General features: G+C 48.1%; 21 protein-coding genes and 1 tRNA gene. 8 read left to right on the top strand and 14 right to left on the bottom strand.

Annotated elements, in window-relative coordinates; genetic code table 11:
• Positions 1 to 3 precede the first annotated feature (3 nt).
• Together VGS28_04935 and VGS28_04930 are read right to left on the bottom strand one after the other, a co-directional pair.
• Entirely contained in the window at positions 4 to 156 is a 153-nt protein-coding gene (locus VGS28_04935) for a hypothetical protein (protein HEV2413114.1), read from the bottom strand.
• Positions 153 to 1,484, bottom strand: a complete 1,332-nt coding sequence (locus VGS28_04930) for a glycosyltransferase family 2 protein (GenBank protein HEV2413113.1) — start codon at positions 1,482 to 1,484, stop codon at positions 153 to 155. The genes VGS28_04935 and VGS28_04930 overlap by 4 nt, the downstream gene beginning before the upstream one ends.
• 165 nt (positions 1,485 to 1,649) lie before the next feature.
• Between VGS28_04930 and VGS28_04925 the strand changes: the two genes are divergently transcribed.
• A complete protein-coding gene (locus VGS28_04925; protein HEV2413112.1) occupies positions 1,650 to 1,982 on the top strand; it encodes a YciI family protein in 333 nt (110 codons plus the stop codon).
• 25 nt (positions 1,983 to 2,007) lie between these two features.
• A complete protein-coding gene (locus VGS28_04920) occupies positions 2,008 to 2,961 on the top strand; it encodes a nucleotide kinase domain-containing protein (protein HEV2413111.1) in 954 nt (317 codons plus the stop codon).
• Here VGS28_04920 and VGS28_04915 read toward each other — a convergent pair.
• From VGS28_04915 to VGS28_04895, 5 genes are all read right to left on the bottom strand, one after another.
• A complete protein-coding gene (locus VGS28_04915) occupies positions 2,954 to 4,879 on the bottom strand; it encodes a hypothetical protein (protein HEV2413110.1) in 1,926 nt (641 codons plus the stop codon). The genes VGS28_04920 and VGS28_04915 overlap by 8 nt on opposite strands.
• A 115-nt stretch (positions 4,880 to 4,994) precedes the next feature.
• Positions 4,995 to 5,594 (bottom strand): hypothetical protein, encoded by a 600-nt coding sequence (locus tag VGS28_04910; protein HEV2413109.1) that lies wholly within the window; start codon positions 5,592 to 5,594, stop codon positions 4,995 to 4,997.
• Between the two features lie 124 nt (positions 5,595 to 5,718).
• The gene (locus VGS28_04905) at positions 5,719 to 6,096 is read right to left on the bottom strand and encodes a hypothetical protein (protein ID HEV2413108.1); all 378 of its coding nucleotides are present in this window, start codon (positions 6,094 to 6,096) and stop codon (positions 5,719 to 5,721) included.
• A gap of 576 nt (positions 6,097 to 6,672) precedes the next feature.
• Positions 6,673 to 7,926, bottom strand: a complete 1,254-nt coding sequence (locus VGS28_04900; GenBank protein ID HEV2413107.1) for a S53 family peptidase — start codon at positions 7,924 to 7,926, stop codon at positions 6,673 to 6,675.
• 60 nt (positions 7,927 to 7,986) lie between these two features.
• Positions 7,987 to 8,493: a GNAT family N-acetyltransferase gene (locus VGS28_04895; protein ID HEV2413106.1), complete on the bottom strand. Its 507-nt coding sequence runs from the start codon at positions 8,491 to 8,493 to the stop codon at positions 7,987 to 7,989.
• Between the two features lie 72 nt (positions 8,494 to 8,565).
• Between VGS28_04895 and VGS28_04890 the strand changes: the two genes are divergently transcribed.
• The gene (locus tag VGS28_04890; protein HEV2413105.1) at positions 8,566 to 9,549 is read left to right on the top strand and encodes a lysylphosphatidylglycerol synthase transmembrane domain-containing protein; all 984 of its coding nucleotides are present in this window, start codon (positions 8,566 to 8,568) and stop codon (positions 9,547 to 9,549) included.
• 35 nt (positions 9,550 to 9,584) lie between these two features.
• On the opposite strand, the gene bcp is transcribed toward VGS28_04890, so the two are convergent.
• Positions 9,585 to 10,043, bottom strand: a complete 459-nt coding sequence (gene bcp / locus VGS28_04885; protein ID HEV2413104.1) for a thioredoxin-dependent thiol peroxidase — start codon at positions 10,041 to 10,043, stop codon at positions 9,585 to 9,587.
• Positions 10,044 to 10,210: 167 nt separating this feature from the next.
• Here bcp and VGS28_04880 point away from each other — a divergent pair, with 167 nt between their 5' ends.
• From VGS28_04880 to VGS28_04870, 3 genes are read left to right on the top strand one after another with little or no spacing between them, the layout of a single operon-like run.
• Positions 10,211 to 11,515, top strand: coding sequence for an NAD-dependent epimerase/dehydratase family protein (locus tag VGS28_04880; GenBank protein ID HEV2413103.1), 1,305 nt, complete (start codon positions 10,211 to 10,213; stop codon positions 11,513 to 11,515).
• Complete coding sequence (locus VGS28_04875) at positions 11,506 to 12,636, top strand: aminotransferase class V-fold PLP-dependent enzyme (GenBank protein ID HEV2413102.1); 1,131 nt, start codon at positions 11,506 to 11,508, stop codon at positions 12,634 to 12,636. The genes VGS28_04880 and VGS28_04875 overlap by 10 nt, the downstream gene beginning before the upstream one ends.
• 45 nt (positions 12,637 to 12,681) lie before the next feature.
• Positions 12,682 to 13,176 (top strand): hypothetical protein, encoded by a 495-nt coding sequence (locus tag VGS28_04870; GenBank protein HEV2413101.1) that lies wholly within the window; start codon positions 12,682 to 12,684, stop codon positions 13,174 to 13,176.
• A 2-nt stretch (positions 13,177 to 13,178) separates the two neighbouring features.
• Here the strand turns inward: VGS28_04870 and VGS28_04865 are convergent, their stop codons facing one another.
• A complete protein-coding gene (locus VGS28_04865; GenBank protein ID HEV2413100.1) occupies positions 13,179 to 13,511 on the bottom strand; it encodes a SemiSWEET family transporter in 333 nt (110 codons plus the stop codon).
• Positions 13,512 to 13,551: 40 nt separating this feature from the next.
• Between VGS28_04865 and VGS28_04860 the strand changes: the two genes are divergently transcribed.
• On the top strand, positions 13,552 to 13,749 hold the full coding sequence (locus VGS28_04860; GenBank protein ID HEV2413099.1) for a hypothetical protein: 198 nt from the start codon (positions 13,552 to 13,554) through the stop codon (positions 13,747 to 13,749).
• A 9-nt stretch (positions 13,750 to 13,758) separates the two neighbouring features.
• Here VGS28_04860 and VGS28_04855 read toward each other — a convergent pair whose 3' ends face one another.
• From VGS28_04855 to VGS28_04845, 3 genes are all read right to left on the bottom strand, one after another.
• The gene (locus VGS28_04855; protein ID HEV2413098.1) at positions 13,759 to 14,208 is read right to left on the bottom strand and encodes a hypothetical protein; all 450 of its coding nucleotides are present in this window, start codon (positions 14,206 to 14,208) and stop codon (positions 13,759 to 13,761) included.
• 84 nt (positions 14,209 to 14,292) lie between these two features.
• On the bottom strand, positions 14,293 to 14,721 hold the full coding sequence (locus tag VGS28_04850) for a low affinity iron permease family protein (protein HEV2413097.1): 429 nt from the start codon (positions 14,719 to 14,721) through the stop codon (positions 14,293 to 14,295).
• 34 nt (positions 14,722 to 14,755) lie between these two features.
• On the bottom strand, positions 14,756 to 15,043 hold the full coding sequence (locus VGS28_04845; protein ID HEV2413096.1) for a hypothetical protein: 288 nt from the start codon (positions 15,041 to 15,043) through the stop codon (positions 14,756 to 14,758).
• 81 nt (positions 15,044 to 15,124) lie between these two features.
• Here VGS28_04845 and VGS28_04840 point away from each other — a divergent pair, with 81 nt between their 5' ends.
• Positions 15,125 to 15,430: a hypothetical protein gene (locus VGS28_04840; protein ID HEV2413095.1), complete on the top strand. Its 306-nt coding sequence runs from the start codon at positions 15,125 to 15,127 to the stop codon at positions 15,428 to 15,430.
• Positions 15,431 to 15,459: 29 nt separating this feature from the next.
• Here the strand turns inward: VGS28_04840 and VGS28_04835 are convergent.
• Positions 15,460 to 15,533, bottom strand: a tRNA-Gln gene (locus VGS28_04835).
• Positions 15,534 to 15,579: 46 nt separating this feature from the next.
• Positions 15,580 to 16,284 (bottom strand): NUDIX domain-containing protein, encoded by a 705-nt coding sequence (locus VGS28_04830; GenBank protein HEV2413094.1) that lies wholly within the window; start codon positions 16,282 to 16,284, stop codon positions 15,580 to 15,582.

Below are 16,284 nucleotides of genomic sequence, written 5' to 3'. Positions count from 1 at the left end.
AGTCTACTTGACCCAGAAGACGCGAACTATCAGGTAGATCTGGTAGATAAAGTAAGAAGCAGCTACAACCGTCAGGATTATATTCCGGACCTTATGGTCACGGCGGGTTTTGCGACGGGCTGACTTCTTTGAGGACTTAAAGATGTTGACACTCATCCGTGTGCCTCCCTTAGGGCTGCCTTATCGATAGCATAGCGACGGCCTTCAGTAACCCAACCCTTCTGCAGAGTACTGTGGTATCGCCTCAGGATGACGATCTCAACAAATGCCCACAGAAAGATACCGAGTTCGACATATCGTAAGAAGTAGTAGTAGGGAAGCGCGGCAAGTACCCAGTAACGCTTTGCAACAATGGCCGAGAAGATAGTTAAGATCGAGACAACCGTAAAGTCCAAGACCATTAGAATAGGTAGAATAATCCACTTCCCAGTCTCAAACATGGTGTAGGGGACGAGAAAGCCGAATTCAAAGAGCCATAGAACCATCTGGAAGACCTGATAACCGATACTGATATCGATCGATTGCAGTTTAGTGCCGATTCGATGGCGAGTAACACCCTGCCAGAAGCCTCGCTGCCACCTAAATGTCTGCTTACAGAAGTCGCGCAAGTTTTGAGGATCCTGTGTATAGCAGATGGCATCGGGAATATAGCGAACTTTACCGAGTCCCATACGATAAATCTGGAGTGTTACATCAAAGTCTTCGGCGATAACTCCCGTCCTGAAGTCAAGGTATTGGATGATATCGGTACGGAACGACGTAATCGGACCGGGTAGGACTGAGATCATATTGAACCATGACTGAAAACGACGCATTACGTGCTGGGAGTAAGTATATGAGAGAGACCGATAATTTGCGATCCAGTTACCCCTGAGGCTCTGGATGAAACCAACAGCCACAACATACTCTTTGCCAGTCAGTCCACGGCGATAGTTCCGGAAGTAGTCTTCTCCGAAAATACTGTCACCATCAGAGATGTGCACCCACTGGTACCGCTCCTCGAAGCCGAAGACCTTAATAGCCTGGTAGACCGCGCCTGCCTTACCGCTTCGGGGGACAGTCAAAACGTTCAGCACGCCGAGCACCCTGACGGCTATCTCGCGGGTCTTGTCACTTGAGTTGTCGTCAACAACAAAGATATCTTCGATCTTTTGACCCGATGCGACGGCCGATTTGATGGTCGTCTCGAGTACCATCTCCTCGTTGTGACAAGCAATCAGAAGAGCTAGCTTGTGCTTATGGATACGAGCAGGCTTGGTCTTGGCCATCAGGCTTCTTGGCAACAGTTTTCTCTTTGGCAGCGTGCGGCTACTGGTTAGTTGCACCTGTCGAGAAGAGGTTATCTTTGTCTTTGCTCTTGAGGACGTACTAGCTGCGCGGCGCTTTGTTACACCACGTTTAGGTACGCTCACTTTATGAGCGTTCTCTAGAACGGTCGTCCTCGTCCGGGCGACAGATGGCTTGTCTTCGTCTCTACGTGCCATTTGCTATCACACTTAAACTATTGCATAGTATACATCTTTTCTTGATTTATTGCAAGTATTATTTCATTATATAAATAACAGATGTGACAAAGCGCACTTATGTACATGCTGTCTAGGATGGCTCTAATCTGTTACGATAGGTAGGTAATATGGAGGAGACAAGAGATGAAAAAGTTTATCATTCTTTACAATGGTCCAGCTACACCGATGGAAGACATCCCACCAGAGAAAAGAGAAGATATTATGGATGCTTGGAAAGTCTGGATGGACCGAATAGAGGACGGGCTTGTCGATGCTGGTCAGCCAATGGTTGACGGACGTGCGGTCGTAGATGACGGCTCACAGGGCACTGCTCTGCAGCTCAATGGCTATAGCATCATCCAAGCAGACGACATGAACGGAGCCATAGATCTCGTTAAAGATCACCCGTTCTTAGCAGATAAGACCGGTAAGTTTTCGGTGCAAGTCTACGAACTCGCGCCAATGCCAATGCAATAAGAGCTAGTCGACTTATAATGATTGGGTGCGACAACCCACAGTAAGACAACCGATATACGATCTCTACTGGTATTTCGCTTCCGAACGGCAAGCTGTATTCGAGCGTCGCCAGTCTAATCCCAGGGGGCCGTGGACAGATGATCCAATTCTTGCTACGTATAAGTTCTGTAACGTCTTTCGAGCCAGTGATAGAGTCTCTCAATACCTTATACGAGAAGTGGCATACGGTGGGTCAGATGAGGATGTCTCAGATATCTTATTCGGTGTGATCGCTTTCCGGTTCTTTAGCCGTCCCGAAACATGGGAAGCAATTACCGAATATCTCGGCCACCGGCCACGCATAAGCGACCTCGAGAGTGTCGACTTTGAAAGGGCAATTGAACACGCTCAAGAAAAGAATGGTCGATTATATACCGGTGCGTTTATACTGTGCGCCAACAATGCCTATGGATTCTCTAAAAAGTATCAAAACCACCTGGCTCTTTTTCGCCAGATGTTTATCGAAGACCGTTTAGGTGCTAGGCTTTTAGCTGCAAAATCGCTCAAGGATATCTACAGCCTTCTGAGAACATATCCCCTTATCGGTGACTTTATGGCTTATCAGTTAGCGATTGACTTGAACTATACTCCGTATCTGGACTTCGACGAGAACAGTTTTACAAAAGCTGGCCCTGGGGCGCTGCGCGGCATCCAGAAAGCCTTCCAGTCACTCGGTAGTCTAAGTCCCGAACAGATCATTCTACAGATGGTCGAAGTGCAGGATAAGGAGTTTACGAGGCTCAATCTGCAGTTTGCCGGTCTGGGGGGCCGAAAACTTCACGCCATTGACTGCCAGGGATTGTTCTGTGAATTGGATAAATATTGCCGAGAGGCAGTTCCTGAGCTTGCAAGCGCACGCAAGCGCATTAAGGCTCGTCACACACCAAACCTAGCAAAGATAAGTTACTTCTATCCACCAAAGTGGGGTTTAGCTAGTTAAGTTTGTTCTGACGGTAAGTGAGGTAGCGCTCGATCCCAAAGAGGACTGTACCCGTGCTAAGGCCGATTGCCGCTAAGACGTAACTCCAGTTTGTTTGTGAGCTTGCGTTTGTCGTTGGAAGAATGCTGGGAGCATGTTTGCTGAAGTTGCTGGCCAGAACGATGCTTCCTTTATCGTTGTGAGTACTGTTGCTGTTCGTGTTTGAGTTTGTGTTGCTGTTGTCAGAAACGACCTTGTAGACAGCCGTATACTCTGTTGAATTGCCATTGTTGCTGTTGCCACTGAACGACTGAGTAACATAGTTCGTATTGTTCGCAGACGGTGTGCCGACCTGGTTAAGAACTGAGGCCAGCTCGTTGTAGGTGCTCAGGTTGCCTTCCCAGCTTCCGAAGACGTTTACAAACAGGATCCCGAACCAGCCAGACAGATCGAACTGATCGCCGAGGATATTTATAACGTTGGCACTTGCAGAAGCATTGCCAGTGGTGGCGTTACCTGCAGTACCGTTATCAAGGACTGTGGCGTTACCGGTGCTAGCGCGTAGGTTAAGGCTGTTGTCAATGAACGCATTGTTATGAACCGTGGCGTTAACAGCTGGCGGGATAACAGAATCTTGGGTGACGCCTCCACCGAGTAGAGCGGAGTGCGAGCCTGCTGGTGCGTTCATGATAAGCCCGTACCACTGACCGAGAACGTTGACGATGACCAGCAGAGCATTTGAAGCAACAATCCGGTCGCCAGTCAGGTTGAAGAGAGTCAGGTCGGTTTTTGCGCTTCCACTGGTTGCGTTGCCCGTGACACCATTATTCATAACCGTAGCAGTACCGGAGCTAGCTGCCAGATTGATGTTATTGACGACAGTCTGGTTATTGGAGAGGTTGAGGGCGCCACCGCCGACACCGCTCGTCGGATCGTTGAGGAGAGAGCTAACCAGTTGAGCGGGCAAGAGGATGTTACCATCCAAGTTGCCGTAGATGTTTATCTCACCAATGAATGACTCCTGCGCGGCGATGATAGAGTTGATCATATTGACAACGTTGGCGACTGCGTTTGCAGCTCCACTTGTCGCATTGCCCGCAGTGCCGTTGTTCTGGACTTTGGCATCACCAGTCTTTGCATTAAGATTGGCATTATTCGTAATTGATGAATCTAAACTCGCATTAAGGTTCGGATCAACTGTTGGTGTCGTTGCACTTGTGAGCTGAGCCAACTGGGAAGGGTCGATATTTATGTTCCCATCGACTGTACCATCGACATTTGTGCTGAATGTGCTGATACCTGATCCGGTGCCGAGACTAACAAGTGAAGCTAGTTCGTTGACTATATTGAGCGTGTCAGTCGAGTTACCAGTAGTGGCATTACCAGCTACAGTGTTATCTGAAACAGTAGCATCCCCTGATATGGCCATGAGGCGGTCTTCAACTCTTGCGTTTACTCTGTTACGGATACTTTCGGCAAGTGCCGCACTGGCCTGATAGATAGGGTTGCTGGTGTCGGGTTGAGATTGGTTGTTACTAGTCGGGTCTGTAGACGTCGTAGGCGGGGTATCGGGGGTGGTGTTCGTCTGCGTGGAGACGCCTAGGGTCGAATTGTCTGACTGGCTTGAACTTGAACCCCCGGCAACTGCTGAGGTAGGGGTTGTGCCAGTTGATGAACCAGAATTGTCAGACCCGGAAGTAGAAGGGGTGGAACCTGTGCTGTTGCCGCTTGGGCTCCCGCTACTCGTCGTTGACGGCGACGACGTTGAGTTCGTCGTCAACGAAGAAGGCGAGATGGGTTGTGTCGGCTTCACAGGCGAAGTAACGTTAGCATTACTTAGGGCATGTGCATAACCGGGATGGACGCAGATTACAAGCAGAAGACTGCCACATATCACCAACATCGCGAACAGTGAACGTCCTTTGCTTATAATCATCATAATCCTTTACCACCCTTTCTATTAGTTGTTCCCCGGCTTCGGAGAGGTTGAGTGGCTCAACCTCTCCCGTCTGCCGAGACATCACTTCTCGTACAATCTTATCCGTTAGGGAAGATTACTCTGAGATAGTGACGGAGTTGCTCTGCGTAGCTGAGCTGCTGGCGTCACCGCTTGAAGCACTGCTACCGCTGGTGTTGCTACCAGTAACTTTAGCGTTGCCTGATTGGGTCAACTGGAAGCTGCCGTTTAGAGCGTTTACATCGTTGTTGTTGTTAACGTTGCCGTTGTCAACATTCACGACGAGTGAGTTGCTGCCACCTTCGCCACTTGGGTCAGATGCTGGAGCAGCTGACGGCATTGAAGGTTGCGCACTGCTGCTGATGTCAACACTGTTAGACTGGCCAACAGTTGCTGAAGCGTCACCGCTTACTGCAGCGTTGCTACCAGCCGCATTGTCATCACCATGGTCGTGCTTTTGCTGACCACTTGATACGCTGGCGTCACCTGACTGGGTAACTTGTCCACTGAGGTTAGCCACGTTTACGTGGTTGTTATTCTTGACGTTCCCATTGTCTGCGTTGAGAACCACGCTGCTGCTACCGTTGTCGTGATGATTGTGATCACCATGAGCAAAGGCAACTGCTGACATACCGCCCACTAGGCCTAATGAGGCTGCGGTCGTAGCGACAAATCTGACAAACATTAGTTTGTTCATATTTGCTCCTTCCGTTTATGTTAATTTGTTGATGCCTCGGGCTGGTAACCCGATCTGAATGCCTCTTAACCACTCAGATCGAGCGACAAGCAGATATTCTTTATTAAAAGTCCATCGACACCTCCTAATCCGATGAATCGTTACTGTTGCTACTGACGTTTACGTTGACTGATGAACCATCGCTCGTTGTTGACGAACTATTAACGTTAACGGATGATGTCCCATTGCTGGTGGTCGTCGTCTTGCTATACGACCCATTACCAGGGATATCAACCGATTGGCCATTGATAGTGACGTGTGTCGAAGAGCTGCTCTGATTACTACTACCTGTTTGCGTGCTAGACGATGAGACGGATGAGCTTGCTGTATTACCGTTTTGAGTTGAAACTGAAGCCGTACTCTGGTCCGCAGGTTTCATCTTGACCGAGCTTGTATGAGCCTGCTGGTGATCACCAACGTGAGAAGGCAGAAGGACTAAAAAGGCTAGCGTTGTTGCTGCCACTAGCCAAAAGATGATTCTACGTGTCAGTACCAAGTGGCCTTGATGATTCACTGGGTTGCTCTCTGACGCCACATCGTGTGAGCGATGTAGGACCGTCCTCGCATTATTTCCCCCAGTTTTTTCCCTCAAAGTAATGGCCCCTTGCTAAAGTGTTACTTTCCATTGTAGACTCTATATCGCTTCTGTCAACAATATGACAAAGCAGCAAATCAATCTGTTAACTCTTGAATTTTCATCTGTTATGAACACATTGTTGTAATATTGCTTGTGCTCACTTTCGACAGGGGTAAACGTGAAATATATCACAGCATTGCACAAGCCAATAATTTAGTAAAGATTCCTCTGTATGGCTCATTACTAGGTCATATTTTTAAGCACGAGCATGTCAAAAAGATAGTATGATAGCTGGTTCGTGACATTGCTTTTTCTCATCTGTAAACGGCTCTCATTTGCGCAACAAAGCAAAAGCTGGTGAGATGTACAAATAGTTACTGAATAAATTAATTGCGCAATATTCTATCGAGAACGGCTACCAAAACACATATAAGAACATGCTGCGAACAATTTTAATGGCGACTAGAATGCGCCGAGCCCGATTGGCGAGCCTAGACCGCTTGGACCGTCATAACCGGCCGATGCCTGGCAGAGGTTGGTGCCATTACAGCTGCCGTTTGATCCAGTGGTTATGTCGTGCATGTTGACGCCGTAGCTGACGGCACTGTAGGGTACGCTATTCGCGTAGACCGAGGAGCCAACGTTATTAGCAAGTGCATAGATCCCGGCAATAAGGGGAGTGGCTAGGCTTGTGCCGCCAACCTGGAACCAGCCTCGAGACCAGTAGTAACCGACGCTGTCGTAAACAGCCGCACCGGTATTTGGATCGGCGTCCGCCGAAACATCGGCAATCGTGCGATTTGTACAGGCAGAGTCCGATTGGAATGTAGGGCGTGGCTCGTATACGCTACAGCCGCTGCCTGTGCCGTTCCAGACGGTTTCAGACTGCCATGCGTTTGACGAAGACAAGTTAAGGGTCGTGCCGCCGACAGAGACGACATGAGGTGAAGCAGCGGGGTAGATGGGGCCATATGAGCTATCACCGGCCGCGAAGATTATCGCTGTACCTGTGTAGTTGAAGTGAGAGTCGTAGCTAGTCTCGCCATTAAACTCGGAGGATCCATACGAGTTAGATATTACCGTTGCGCCGAGTGAATGTGCTTCATCAACGGCCGCCATCAGGTTGCTATATGAGGAGTTGTTAGCCTCAACAAGAACCAGTTTACAATTCTGGCAGGTCTGGTGAGCTACCTCGACATCAAGTGACGTCTCAAGGGCCCAACCGCTGTTATTACCAGGGAATCTCGTGGTGCTGCCCGTCTGGCTGATTTTTTCGAAGCATGCCGTCTTAACAGATGTAGAGCACGTCGGGAAAGATGAAAGACCGTAGGTCTTATCATATGTTGCTAGATCAGAGCTTATTGTCGAGTCTCCATAGGCATCGACTATGCCGATGACGCCAGGATTGCTGCTAGTTGAAGGAATTTGATAAGCGGTATGGAATTGAAGTGGCCCGTAGCCTGCCGGTAGGGTAGCGGCTGCAGGGTTGCCCGATCTGTCGGTAACAACCTGCGAAAGACAGTCGGCCGTAACGGCACTGTTGCTAGTGCCACAGACCCATTTGTGTCCGCCAGAGAGCATATTCGGGAAGTTAATGTTGAAATTAAAACCGTTAAAACTATTGAAATTGAATGCGCTGACTTGTGCGACAACGCTGAAACTTGTCATCCCGGCAAGCAGAATGACTGAAATGATAAGATTACGTATGTTTTTCATTTTTGTCACCTTTACACACCAATCATAGTCTTTATGCTTGTGGTGTCAAGGGGTCGACCTCTAGTCTAAATCGATTATCATCAGCTGCTCCGGCCCATCGTCATCACGCGTGATTTCGCCCTTATAAAAACCCGCCTTTTCAAACGCGCGGATTGAAGCAAGATTATCTACGCTCGGGTCAGCCACCACTCTTCGAGCATCAGGGTACTTGGAGGATATAACATCTGTAATAAAAGCCTTTAAAAGGGCCGGGCCGAAACCTTTGCCGATACGGTCTTCCTCACCGATAAAGAGATCTACACCTATGGCAGCTTTTACTCGTACAGAGGCGGCGTGTTCAGGATAATCATCAATCCAGTATGATTGGATAAAACCCACGGGTCTGTCGTCATCCTCAACGATAAACATGGCGGTCTTATCATGGCCATCTACAGCGGGAGCATATTTCGTTTCGACATGCTCCATGGTGGCAGGTTCTTTCCACCAGCGACTGACATGCGGTTTGGCTAGCCACTTAATAAACAGCGGAAAGTCATCACGCTTAAGCGGACGAAAATGTATCTTCACAGTGTTATCATAACAAATGAGATCGGCGGGACATAACAACAAAATACAGATAGAAAAGCCGTCTCGTCCATAATGAAACTGAGAATCCACACGACCTTACTACTCTTAGGGCTCATAGGCCTAGCAGTTATCATCGCGCTTAATACCCATCAGTTAAACACGTTCGTCCACCTCTTAAAGGGTCTCCGATGGTATGTAATCGTCGCGATAATCGTCGTCCAGGTAGCCAGCTACTATATCAACGCACTCTATTATCAATCCATCCTTAAAGTATTCGGCTACAGTATTCAAACCGGTCGTCTTTTTCAGGGTGCATTGGCCACGAACTTCGTTAACTATCTCGTGCCGAGTGCGGGTGTTGCAGGGGCAGGATTCTTGTCCCAGGTCCTATATCCAGACGTTCCGAGAGGGGAGGGCGTCCTAGCACAATTCCTACGCTATGCATTCAGCTCACTAGCAGTGCTTCTGATGCTACCTGTTGGACTCACCTTGATATACTTCGGTTCGCACACTAGCCCCACAATCTACAGAATAACGATATTCTCTGTGGCAGGGATACTAGCAGCGGCGATTCTTATCATAACCGCTATTCACCACGAACAGATGATGAGACGGTTTATAAAGTTACTTGAGAGGCGTCTCAAGAGGCTTTTCGCAAGATTCGAGAAACAAGCGGTTGAGAAGTTTGTGAATGACTTTTATGCCGGTTACCATGCGATCATCAAGCGGAAGAGATTGATGTGGACTCCATTTGTCTGGTCAATGATCTATATCGTCATCGAGATCTTCACATTCTATCTAGCCTTTCTCGCATTTGGCAAAACTGTTGGCTTCGGTATCGCAATTATGAGCTACTTGCTAGCCAACATAGCAAGTCTGTTTGGAGGAGCAATCTTTAGTACTGGTGTGTTTGAGCTTGGTATGGCGGGTACACTTGTGGCTTTAGGACAACCGCTTGCATTAGCTGTATCGGTGACGCTTGTTTATAGGATCCTCAACCTACTCATAAGCCTGCCGCCGGGCTTTTACTTCTACAAAAAATACTTACCCAGCTAATATAGCTGAATTCTCGAAGAGTTAAACGAAGGTCTCTATGCCTGCAATTCTTTTAGATCAGCTAAGATTTGTGCGATGTGGTCTTGGGGATTGACGCCTTCATACTCCTTAACAATGGCGCCAGATGGATCGATAATAAACGTGTTTCGCTTGGTGCCCATATACTCATGTCCCATAAACTTATGTGGCGACCAAGAGTGATAAGCCTCGATGGTTTGATGATCTGGATCGCTGAGAAGTGTAAAGTTTAAACTCTGTTTAACAGCAAACTTTTTATGCGAAGTAACTGAATCCTTACTTACGCCAACTACTTCCGTGTGGCCAAGTTGCATGATAACCTCCCTGGCATCTCGAAAGCTGCAGGCTTCTTTCGTGCAACCTGGAGTGTCGTCCTTGGGGTAGAAGTAGAGAACGAGCCATTTCCCCTGATAGTCGTCAAGACTACGAATCACCCCATCCTGGTCAGCTAACTTAAAGTTAGGTGCTTGTGTCACGTTACTTTCCTCCTCGACTGTTAAGTATATGGTGTCTAAATTTGCTGTATATATGCGGCTAGCACAAAAATGTCATAAATAAGCATTGACATTTTGTCTACTTTGTTCTATCATATTCCTCGATAACACAACAGTCTGTTTGTGTGCAGACGTGGGTTTATTATTGCATGAAACAACTCGATCAACAGACAATTCTTATTCTTGGCGGTGATGGCTACCTTGGGTGGAGCCTGGGTCTTGCTTTCGCCAACAGAACTGACAAACAGGTTATCCTCGTAGATAACCTGATAAAAAGAAAATGGGAAAGAGAAGTCGACGCAAAGCTCCTCGTCCCACTCAAAAGTCCTAGAGCTCGGATTGCAGAGTATAAACGTATATTCGGGAAAACCAACCTCTCATTCGAGAAAACTGAACTCTTAGACCCGAAGGCCGTTACTAAGTTAGTTAAAAAGTACCGTCCAGGCTTGATAATCAATGCAGCTCAACAGCCATCAGCTCCATTCTCAATGAAAAGCCCGAGTAATGCCGCTCAGACATTCTCGAATAACATCGTGGGGCACCTGAACGTACTGTGGGCGATTGCTGAGACAGATAAGAATATACGGTATATAAAGCTCGGATCAGCCGGTTGTTATATGGACTCCGATACCAGCTTTGTCCCGTTAACTAAGAAGGACTTTACATTCAAACACAACGGCAAGACTCATAGGGTTGTCGACGCATACCTACCAATGCAGGCGACGGACTTCTACCACCAATCAAAGATCAGCGACTTCTTAATAGATGATCTTTGTGCCAAGATCTGGGGGCTTCGGGTTGTAACTGTCCAACAGTCTACAATCTTTGGGGCAACGATAGACGAGAATCACCCTGCAGGGCACAGAGGTCTGTCAGCCCGTTTCAACTATGATGCGGTCTTCAGTACCGTGCTGAACAGGTTCATCTGCCAGTTAGCCATCGGTCATCCACTAACAGTCTACGGTGATGGCGAACAGAAGACAGGCCTCATTAGCCTAAGTGACACGATCGACAATTTCCTACGACTCGCTGAGATGAATATCGAGCCCGGCAAACATGTCATAGTTCATAACTACACGCACCGTCTCACAATCAAGGAGATCGCTGAGAAGATAGCTGCAATTGACCCATCCGTGAAGATTAAGTACGTCAAGAATCCACGTCAAGAGAACTTCGGTAAGCTGGCCCGTGAAGTTGAAGTACACCTGGCCGTTAAGGACAGCCACGCGGACAAGGATAAGAAGCTGGAAGATGAGCTTCGCAAGATGATCGAATTTACGAAACGTTACAAGGAAAATATAGACCGATCAATTATTATGCCGAAGGTTGATTGGGTCGTTAAGGAGTCCGACATCGACCCGCGCAGGATAAAACGGTCCTTGCGTAAGGTACGCACTCTTAGCAACTCCTACAGTAAGTCACTCCAGAAAATAGGAGTGGGGTCATGGCTTTAACCACAACAATCAGTGATAAGAAGCTGTTCTGTTATGCAACTGTCGCCCCCATGGGCGAATACGCTTACAGAGCAGTACGTCAGTACCTCGACGACTTCTATACTATCGGCCCGCCAGACGTGCTCTACATGTATGATCCTCTCTCAGATGAGTTAGCCAAAGAAGCTGCCAAGCTTTTGAACTGCCATCCAGACGAGATCACATACCTTAAGAACACAACCGAGGGCATACATATCGCTAGCGAGGCTCTGCCACTTAAGCCGGGTGACGAGGTGTTGGTAATGGGGAATGAGTATCCTGCCAATCTGTTAAGTTGGCTCAGGAAGCGAAAAGACGGTGTAATTGTTACTGTTATAAAGGGAACTGACAACGTCCGTGCTTTCCAAGCTCTTATGGATACTATCAGCCCAAAGACTAAGGCAATCTCAGTCTCTTCAACCCAATACTACGATGGATACACGGCAGACCTGGAGTATCTCGCAAAGACATGTAGTGAAAAGGGAATTTACCTGGTTATTGATGCCGTCCAGACGGTCGGGGTACGCAAGATCGACCTCCAGCAGCTATCTGTCGACATCTTCGTTTGTGGGGGACAGAAATACTTACAAGCGGGTCCTGGAACGGGATTTATGTACGTCAATCGTAAAACACTCGGAAAACTGAATGACGTTAAAGTCGGCATTCGGAGCATGGAGCGATTTGATGAAGACTCGTACGCACTCAAGCCGACTACGGCTCGGTTCCAGGATGGCACGCAGAACCTCCCAGGTATAGTTGCGCTACTAGCCGCCTTAAAACACGTTAATGAACTAGGCATTGAGGCAATCGAAGCCAAGAACAAGCAGCTGCTGGCCGAAATTAAGTCATGTCTTACAAGATATGACATTCCCTTCATAGATCACGGTGAGAATCAGGGGAATATTGTTTCTATGAAAGTTAACGACCCTGTCGGCTTAACTAACTATCTCAAGCAACACTCTGTTTATGTAAAACCGATCAAAGATGTCGTGCGATTATCATTTATCCATGAGACTTCAATTGACGATGTTGAAGAACTGGCCCGCTTAACTCGGGAATGGATCGATAATCATCAATCTCTCAGCATAGCCGAATATAAATAAAACAGTGCTAGAAATCACACCCTCAATTGTGTCACAATACAAAATATGTCAAGGATACGATCACTTGGAGGCGGCTGTATAGATCCAGAGCGGATCGTGCCAGTAGGACCCGACTTTCGCAGTCAGCCAATTGAGCATGCATTCACTTGGGGCGACGGGGTTATCGAGACGGGACCAAGCGGCTTGTATATTGTATCGTTCCGCTCAAGACGTAACCTTGCGGCAGCAAGCTGGGTGGTTGAGCGACTTCTTTCTTTAGATAGTGCTGCAACTCAAGAGGCTATGCTGATGCCCGGGTTTTACCATTACGAGCCAGACAATGAACTATCTCCTGAGGGAGACGGCTTATCCTACTGCGCTTGGACCGGCCCATACTTTGCCGCTTTTGCTCGGACCCAACCGAGGCACAAGGAAGCGATGGCCTTTATCCGAGGTGAAGGTAGAGGAGTTTATCGCAGTTACCACGTAGAGGGCCGGAAGATTTTCCGGGATCAGGGGTCCGAAGAGGAGGTCGTCTGGGAAAATAGGGATGCGGCCTAAATCTAGACGTGTCCGTACATAACGACACCAGTGACGACGGTCAAGTTGACAACTTCCCAGAGTATAAAGCTAACAATAATGCTTTTGTCTTTATGCGCCACGCCATAGAGAATCCATGGAAACGTCACGATAAAGATGAGAAGCCAGGTTGTGAGTGAGACGCCTGAGGCCGACTTAGTCGAAAAGATACTATATATCTGGGGAAGAACTGTAAACGGCCCGATAATGCCAACCACGAAGGTCAGTTTATCGAGAAAGACCAAGTAATCTGATTTTGGTGGTCGGTCGAGTTGATGTTGGTGTTCCGATTTATGTCTGAGACCCAAGTAGTGCACAAATTCACTATAGCATGCGAAAAAGTACTATACTTTCTTCATGAATCCAGAAGTAGATCACAACCCAACAGACAATCGAGAACGCCGTCTCCCGCGGCTATTGATCATGGCAAGAGCCGCGATTCGACGAACGCTTCAACTTCTGGGTGGGCCCCAGGAGTATCGTTCGCACGGAGGTGTTTTCTACAGAAACGACGCTACGCCGCCGTCTGGACCGAACTGGGGCGATTACATATAATTCTGCGCGTTACGCCTGGGGTTGAAGTGTTTTCGCCCGCTGCACAACGTGGCCGTCCGTATCGACTACACGAACCGTCACTTCAACCTCGTCTGATTTCGCGCCCGCGCGAAGTAGTTCCGTCCGAACGGCAGCGGCAGCTTTATCAAGATCACTGTAAAGGCACTCGAGTTCCTGTTCAGGATCGTTGAAGTGGACCCCTGCGAACTTGTATGCGCCACACTCCATATGGCTTTCGAGATACACATGGTCAATCTTATTGATCATGTAGGCGAGAGCGATCTCTTTAAGCGCGACCTTTCGGTCGTCCGGCGAGAGCAAGGCGAGTCCGCCACCCGCAATAGCTATTGCGAACGCGCCGCCGATATTCTTAATAAACTCAGCGTGGGCGTTCGACAATCGGTCGTCAATGCAGCTGAAAAATACGTTCTTGGCAAAGTGTGGTGTAGACGTAAACATATCTTTGTTTCGATCAAATGCTGGCTACATTATACGCCTACTCCACATAATGCAAGCCTATTTAGCAGAGCAGATTGTCAAAGTTTACTCTGCCTTTAGGCGAGCGTTTTTTTCGTTTAATATCCTCTTATGGAGCTTATGCAGGGGGTGATTCGCGCCCACTTCAGAGAGGACGCTCTTAAATTCGTTGTCTATATCTCCGAGCTCTTCGTCGGTCAGCTCCTCCAAACCGATGAAGGTATTGCGGGCCTTCTGATCAGCACTGATCAATTCGTTCAGCTTAAGATGAACGGCTTTATTGTCGCGGTTCTGCGTGTTCTGAATTGAAAATACCATCACGAAAATCACCACATCCGTAATAGCGGAGATGACCACCAGCCATGTGTTGGAGAAGTGATAGTAGGGGCCTGTAACTATCCAGACCAAAACACCTAAAATTGCCAGCATGAAAGTCCATGTTGAGCCAGCCAGTTGGGATATATTAACCGAGATGCTGTGGATGACGTTTTTCATTGCTGATCCAATTATAGCTTAGGAAACGAACTCTTTAGTTGTACCTGTTCTTATTTGTTACCATCCAATATACCCCAGTAAGAGCCAAGGATATCAAAAATGGCCATGTATAGGCCCATTTCGATCCGCCAGGGACAAACTGATCTGTGCCCCCGATGATTTTCGTACTTCCAAACCATGTGGTAGCGCAGGAGACGTTCGTCGCACGAGTCGACTGATAGGGATAGCTTGGATTTGACGAAGAAGTGCAGATCTTGACGGGCCAGACAAAGCAGAGGGCGATAGCACAAACGAAGAAGAATATTTTAACCGATCCACTCATAAAGTCATCATAGCATAAGCAGATAGCTGGCTTTAACGAACAAGTTTCGAACCATAAGTAGCGCGTGTTATCATAGCGCTAATGCCTAAAAGAGCTCATCCAAAACCTGAAGACTCTCTCCAGAAAAAGTTCATAAATAAGATCATTCTCCTCGCGGCAACCATACAACCGCTTGGCTCCATACCGCAGGTCATCACCATCTATCAGCATCGTAATGCAACGAGCATCGCTATCGTTAGCTGGATTATTTACGTATTCTTTGATCTGTTGTGGCTATGGTACGGAATAGATAATAAACAAAAAGCCGTTATTATAAGTGCCGTGTTATTTGCTCTATTCGAAGGGGCAGTTGCAGTCGGTGGCATGCTGTATGGTGGAAGTTGGTAGATAGAGACTGTCGCTGGAGACGTGCTTATTGGCTGGGGAGGAGGGACTCGAACCCCCGTTGCTGGGACCAAAACCCAGTGTCCTACCACTAGACGACTCCCCAATAACAGCGCTCATTATATAGAGAATCGCCCCTGAATTCAATTTGCCTAGTAGTCTTTGGGGTCGTGAAAGTAAGAGGTCTCTTCGAAGTGAATACCGGGTTTGTGGATCGCGTCGCTTATCTGAACGATGCCTTCGAAAACTTTCTCATTGCCCAATAGCTCTTCTGGTGAGAGCCAGGCGTTGGTGCCACCATCAAACTGCTCTTTGAGTGTGCCACGTGGATTGGTGCCGTGGACCAGCATAAAGACCTTATCCTCGAGCATCTCGTGCGTCCCGTCCTTATAATCCATCTTGTGATAGACGCCCTTGAATTCCAGGTCAGCAGTTAACCCGGTCTCTTCCATCAGTTCCCGAGCAGCAGTCTCCATGATCGTCTCACCCCAGCGAACTTTGCCAGTTACGCGGCCCCAGTAACCGAAAAACGGCTGTTTCTGACGCTGCTGAGCGAGCGTCTTGCCGTCGTCACGCTCAAGGACAACGAGTACGCCAATCTTCGGCTGTCGCTCAACAACTCGCTCATCAGTGTCGAAGCGGTTCGCATACTCCTTGCCAGCCTGGGTCAGTTCGTAGGTCCCGTCGTCTTTTTTCAGCACAACACCCTGTTCGACCATCTGCTTGAGATGAAAGTTGAAGTGATCACTTGAAAGCTTGCTGGCTTTTTGCAACTCGCTAAAGTTTGCGGCCGGCCGAAATAGCAAAGCATGTAGGATGGTAACTTGGGCGGGGTGCATCGTATCGTCTATTTTCAT

The sequence above is a fragment of the Candidatus Saccharimonadales bacterium genome, assembly GCA_035945435.1.
Lineage (GTDB): Bacteria > Patescibacteriota > Saccharimonadia > Saccharimonadales > DASZAF01 > DASZAF01.
This window is presented reverse-complemented; position numbering and strand designations above follow the sequence as displayed.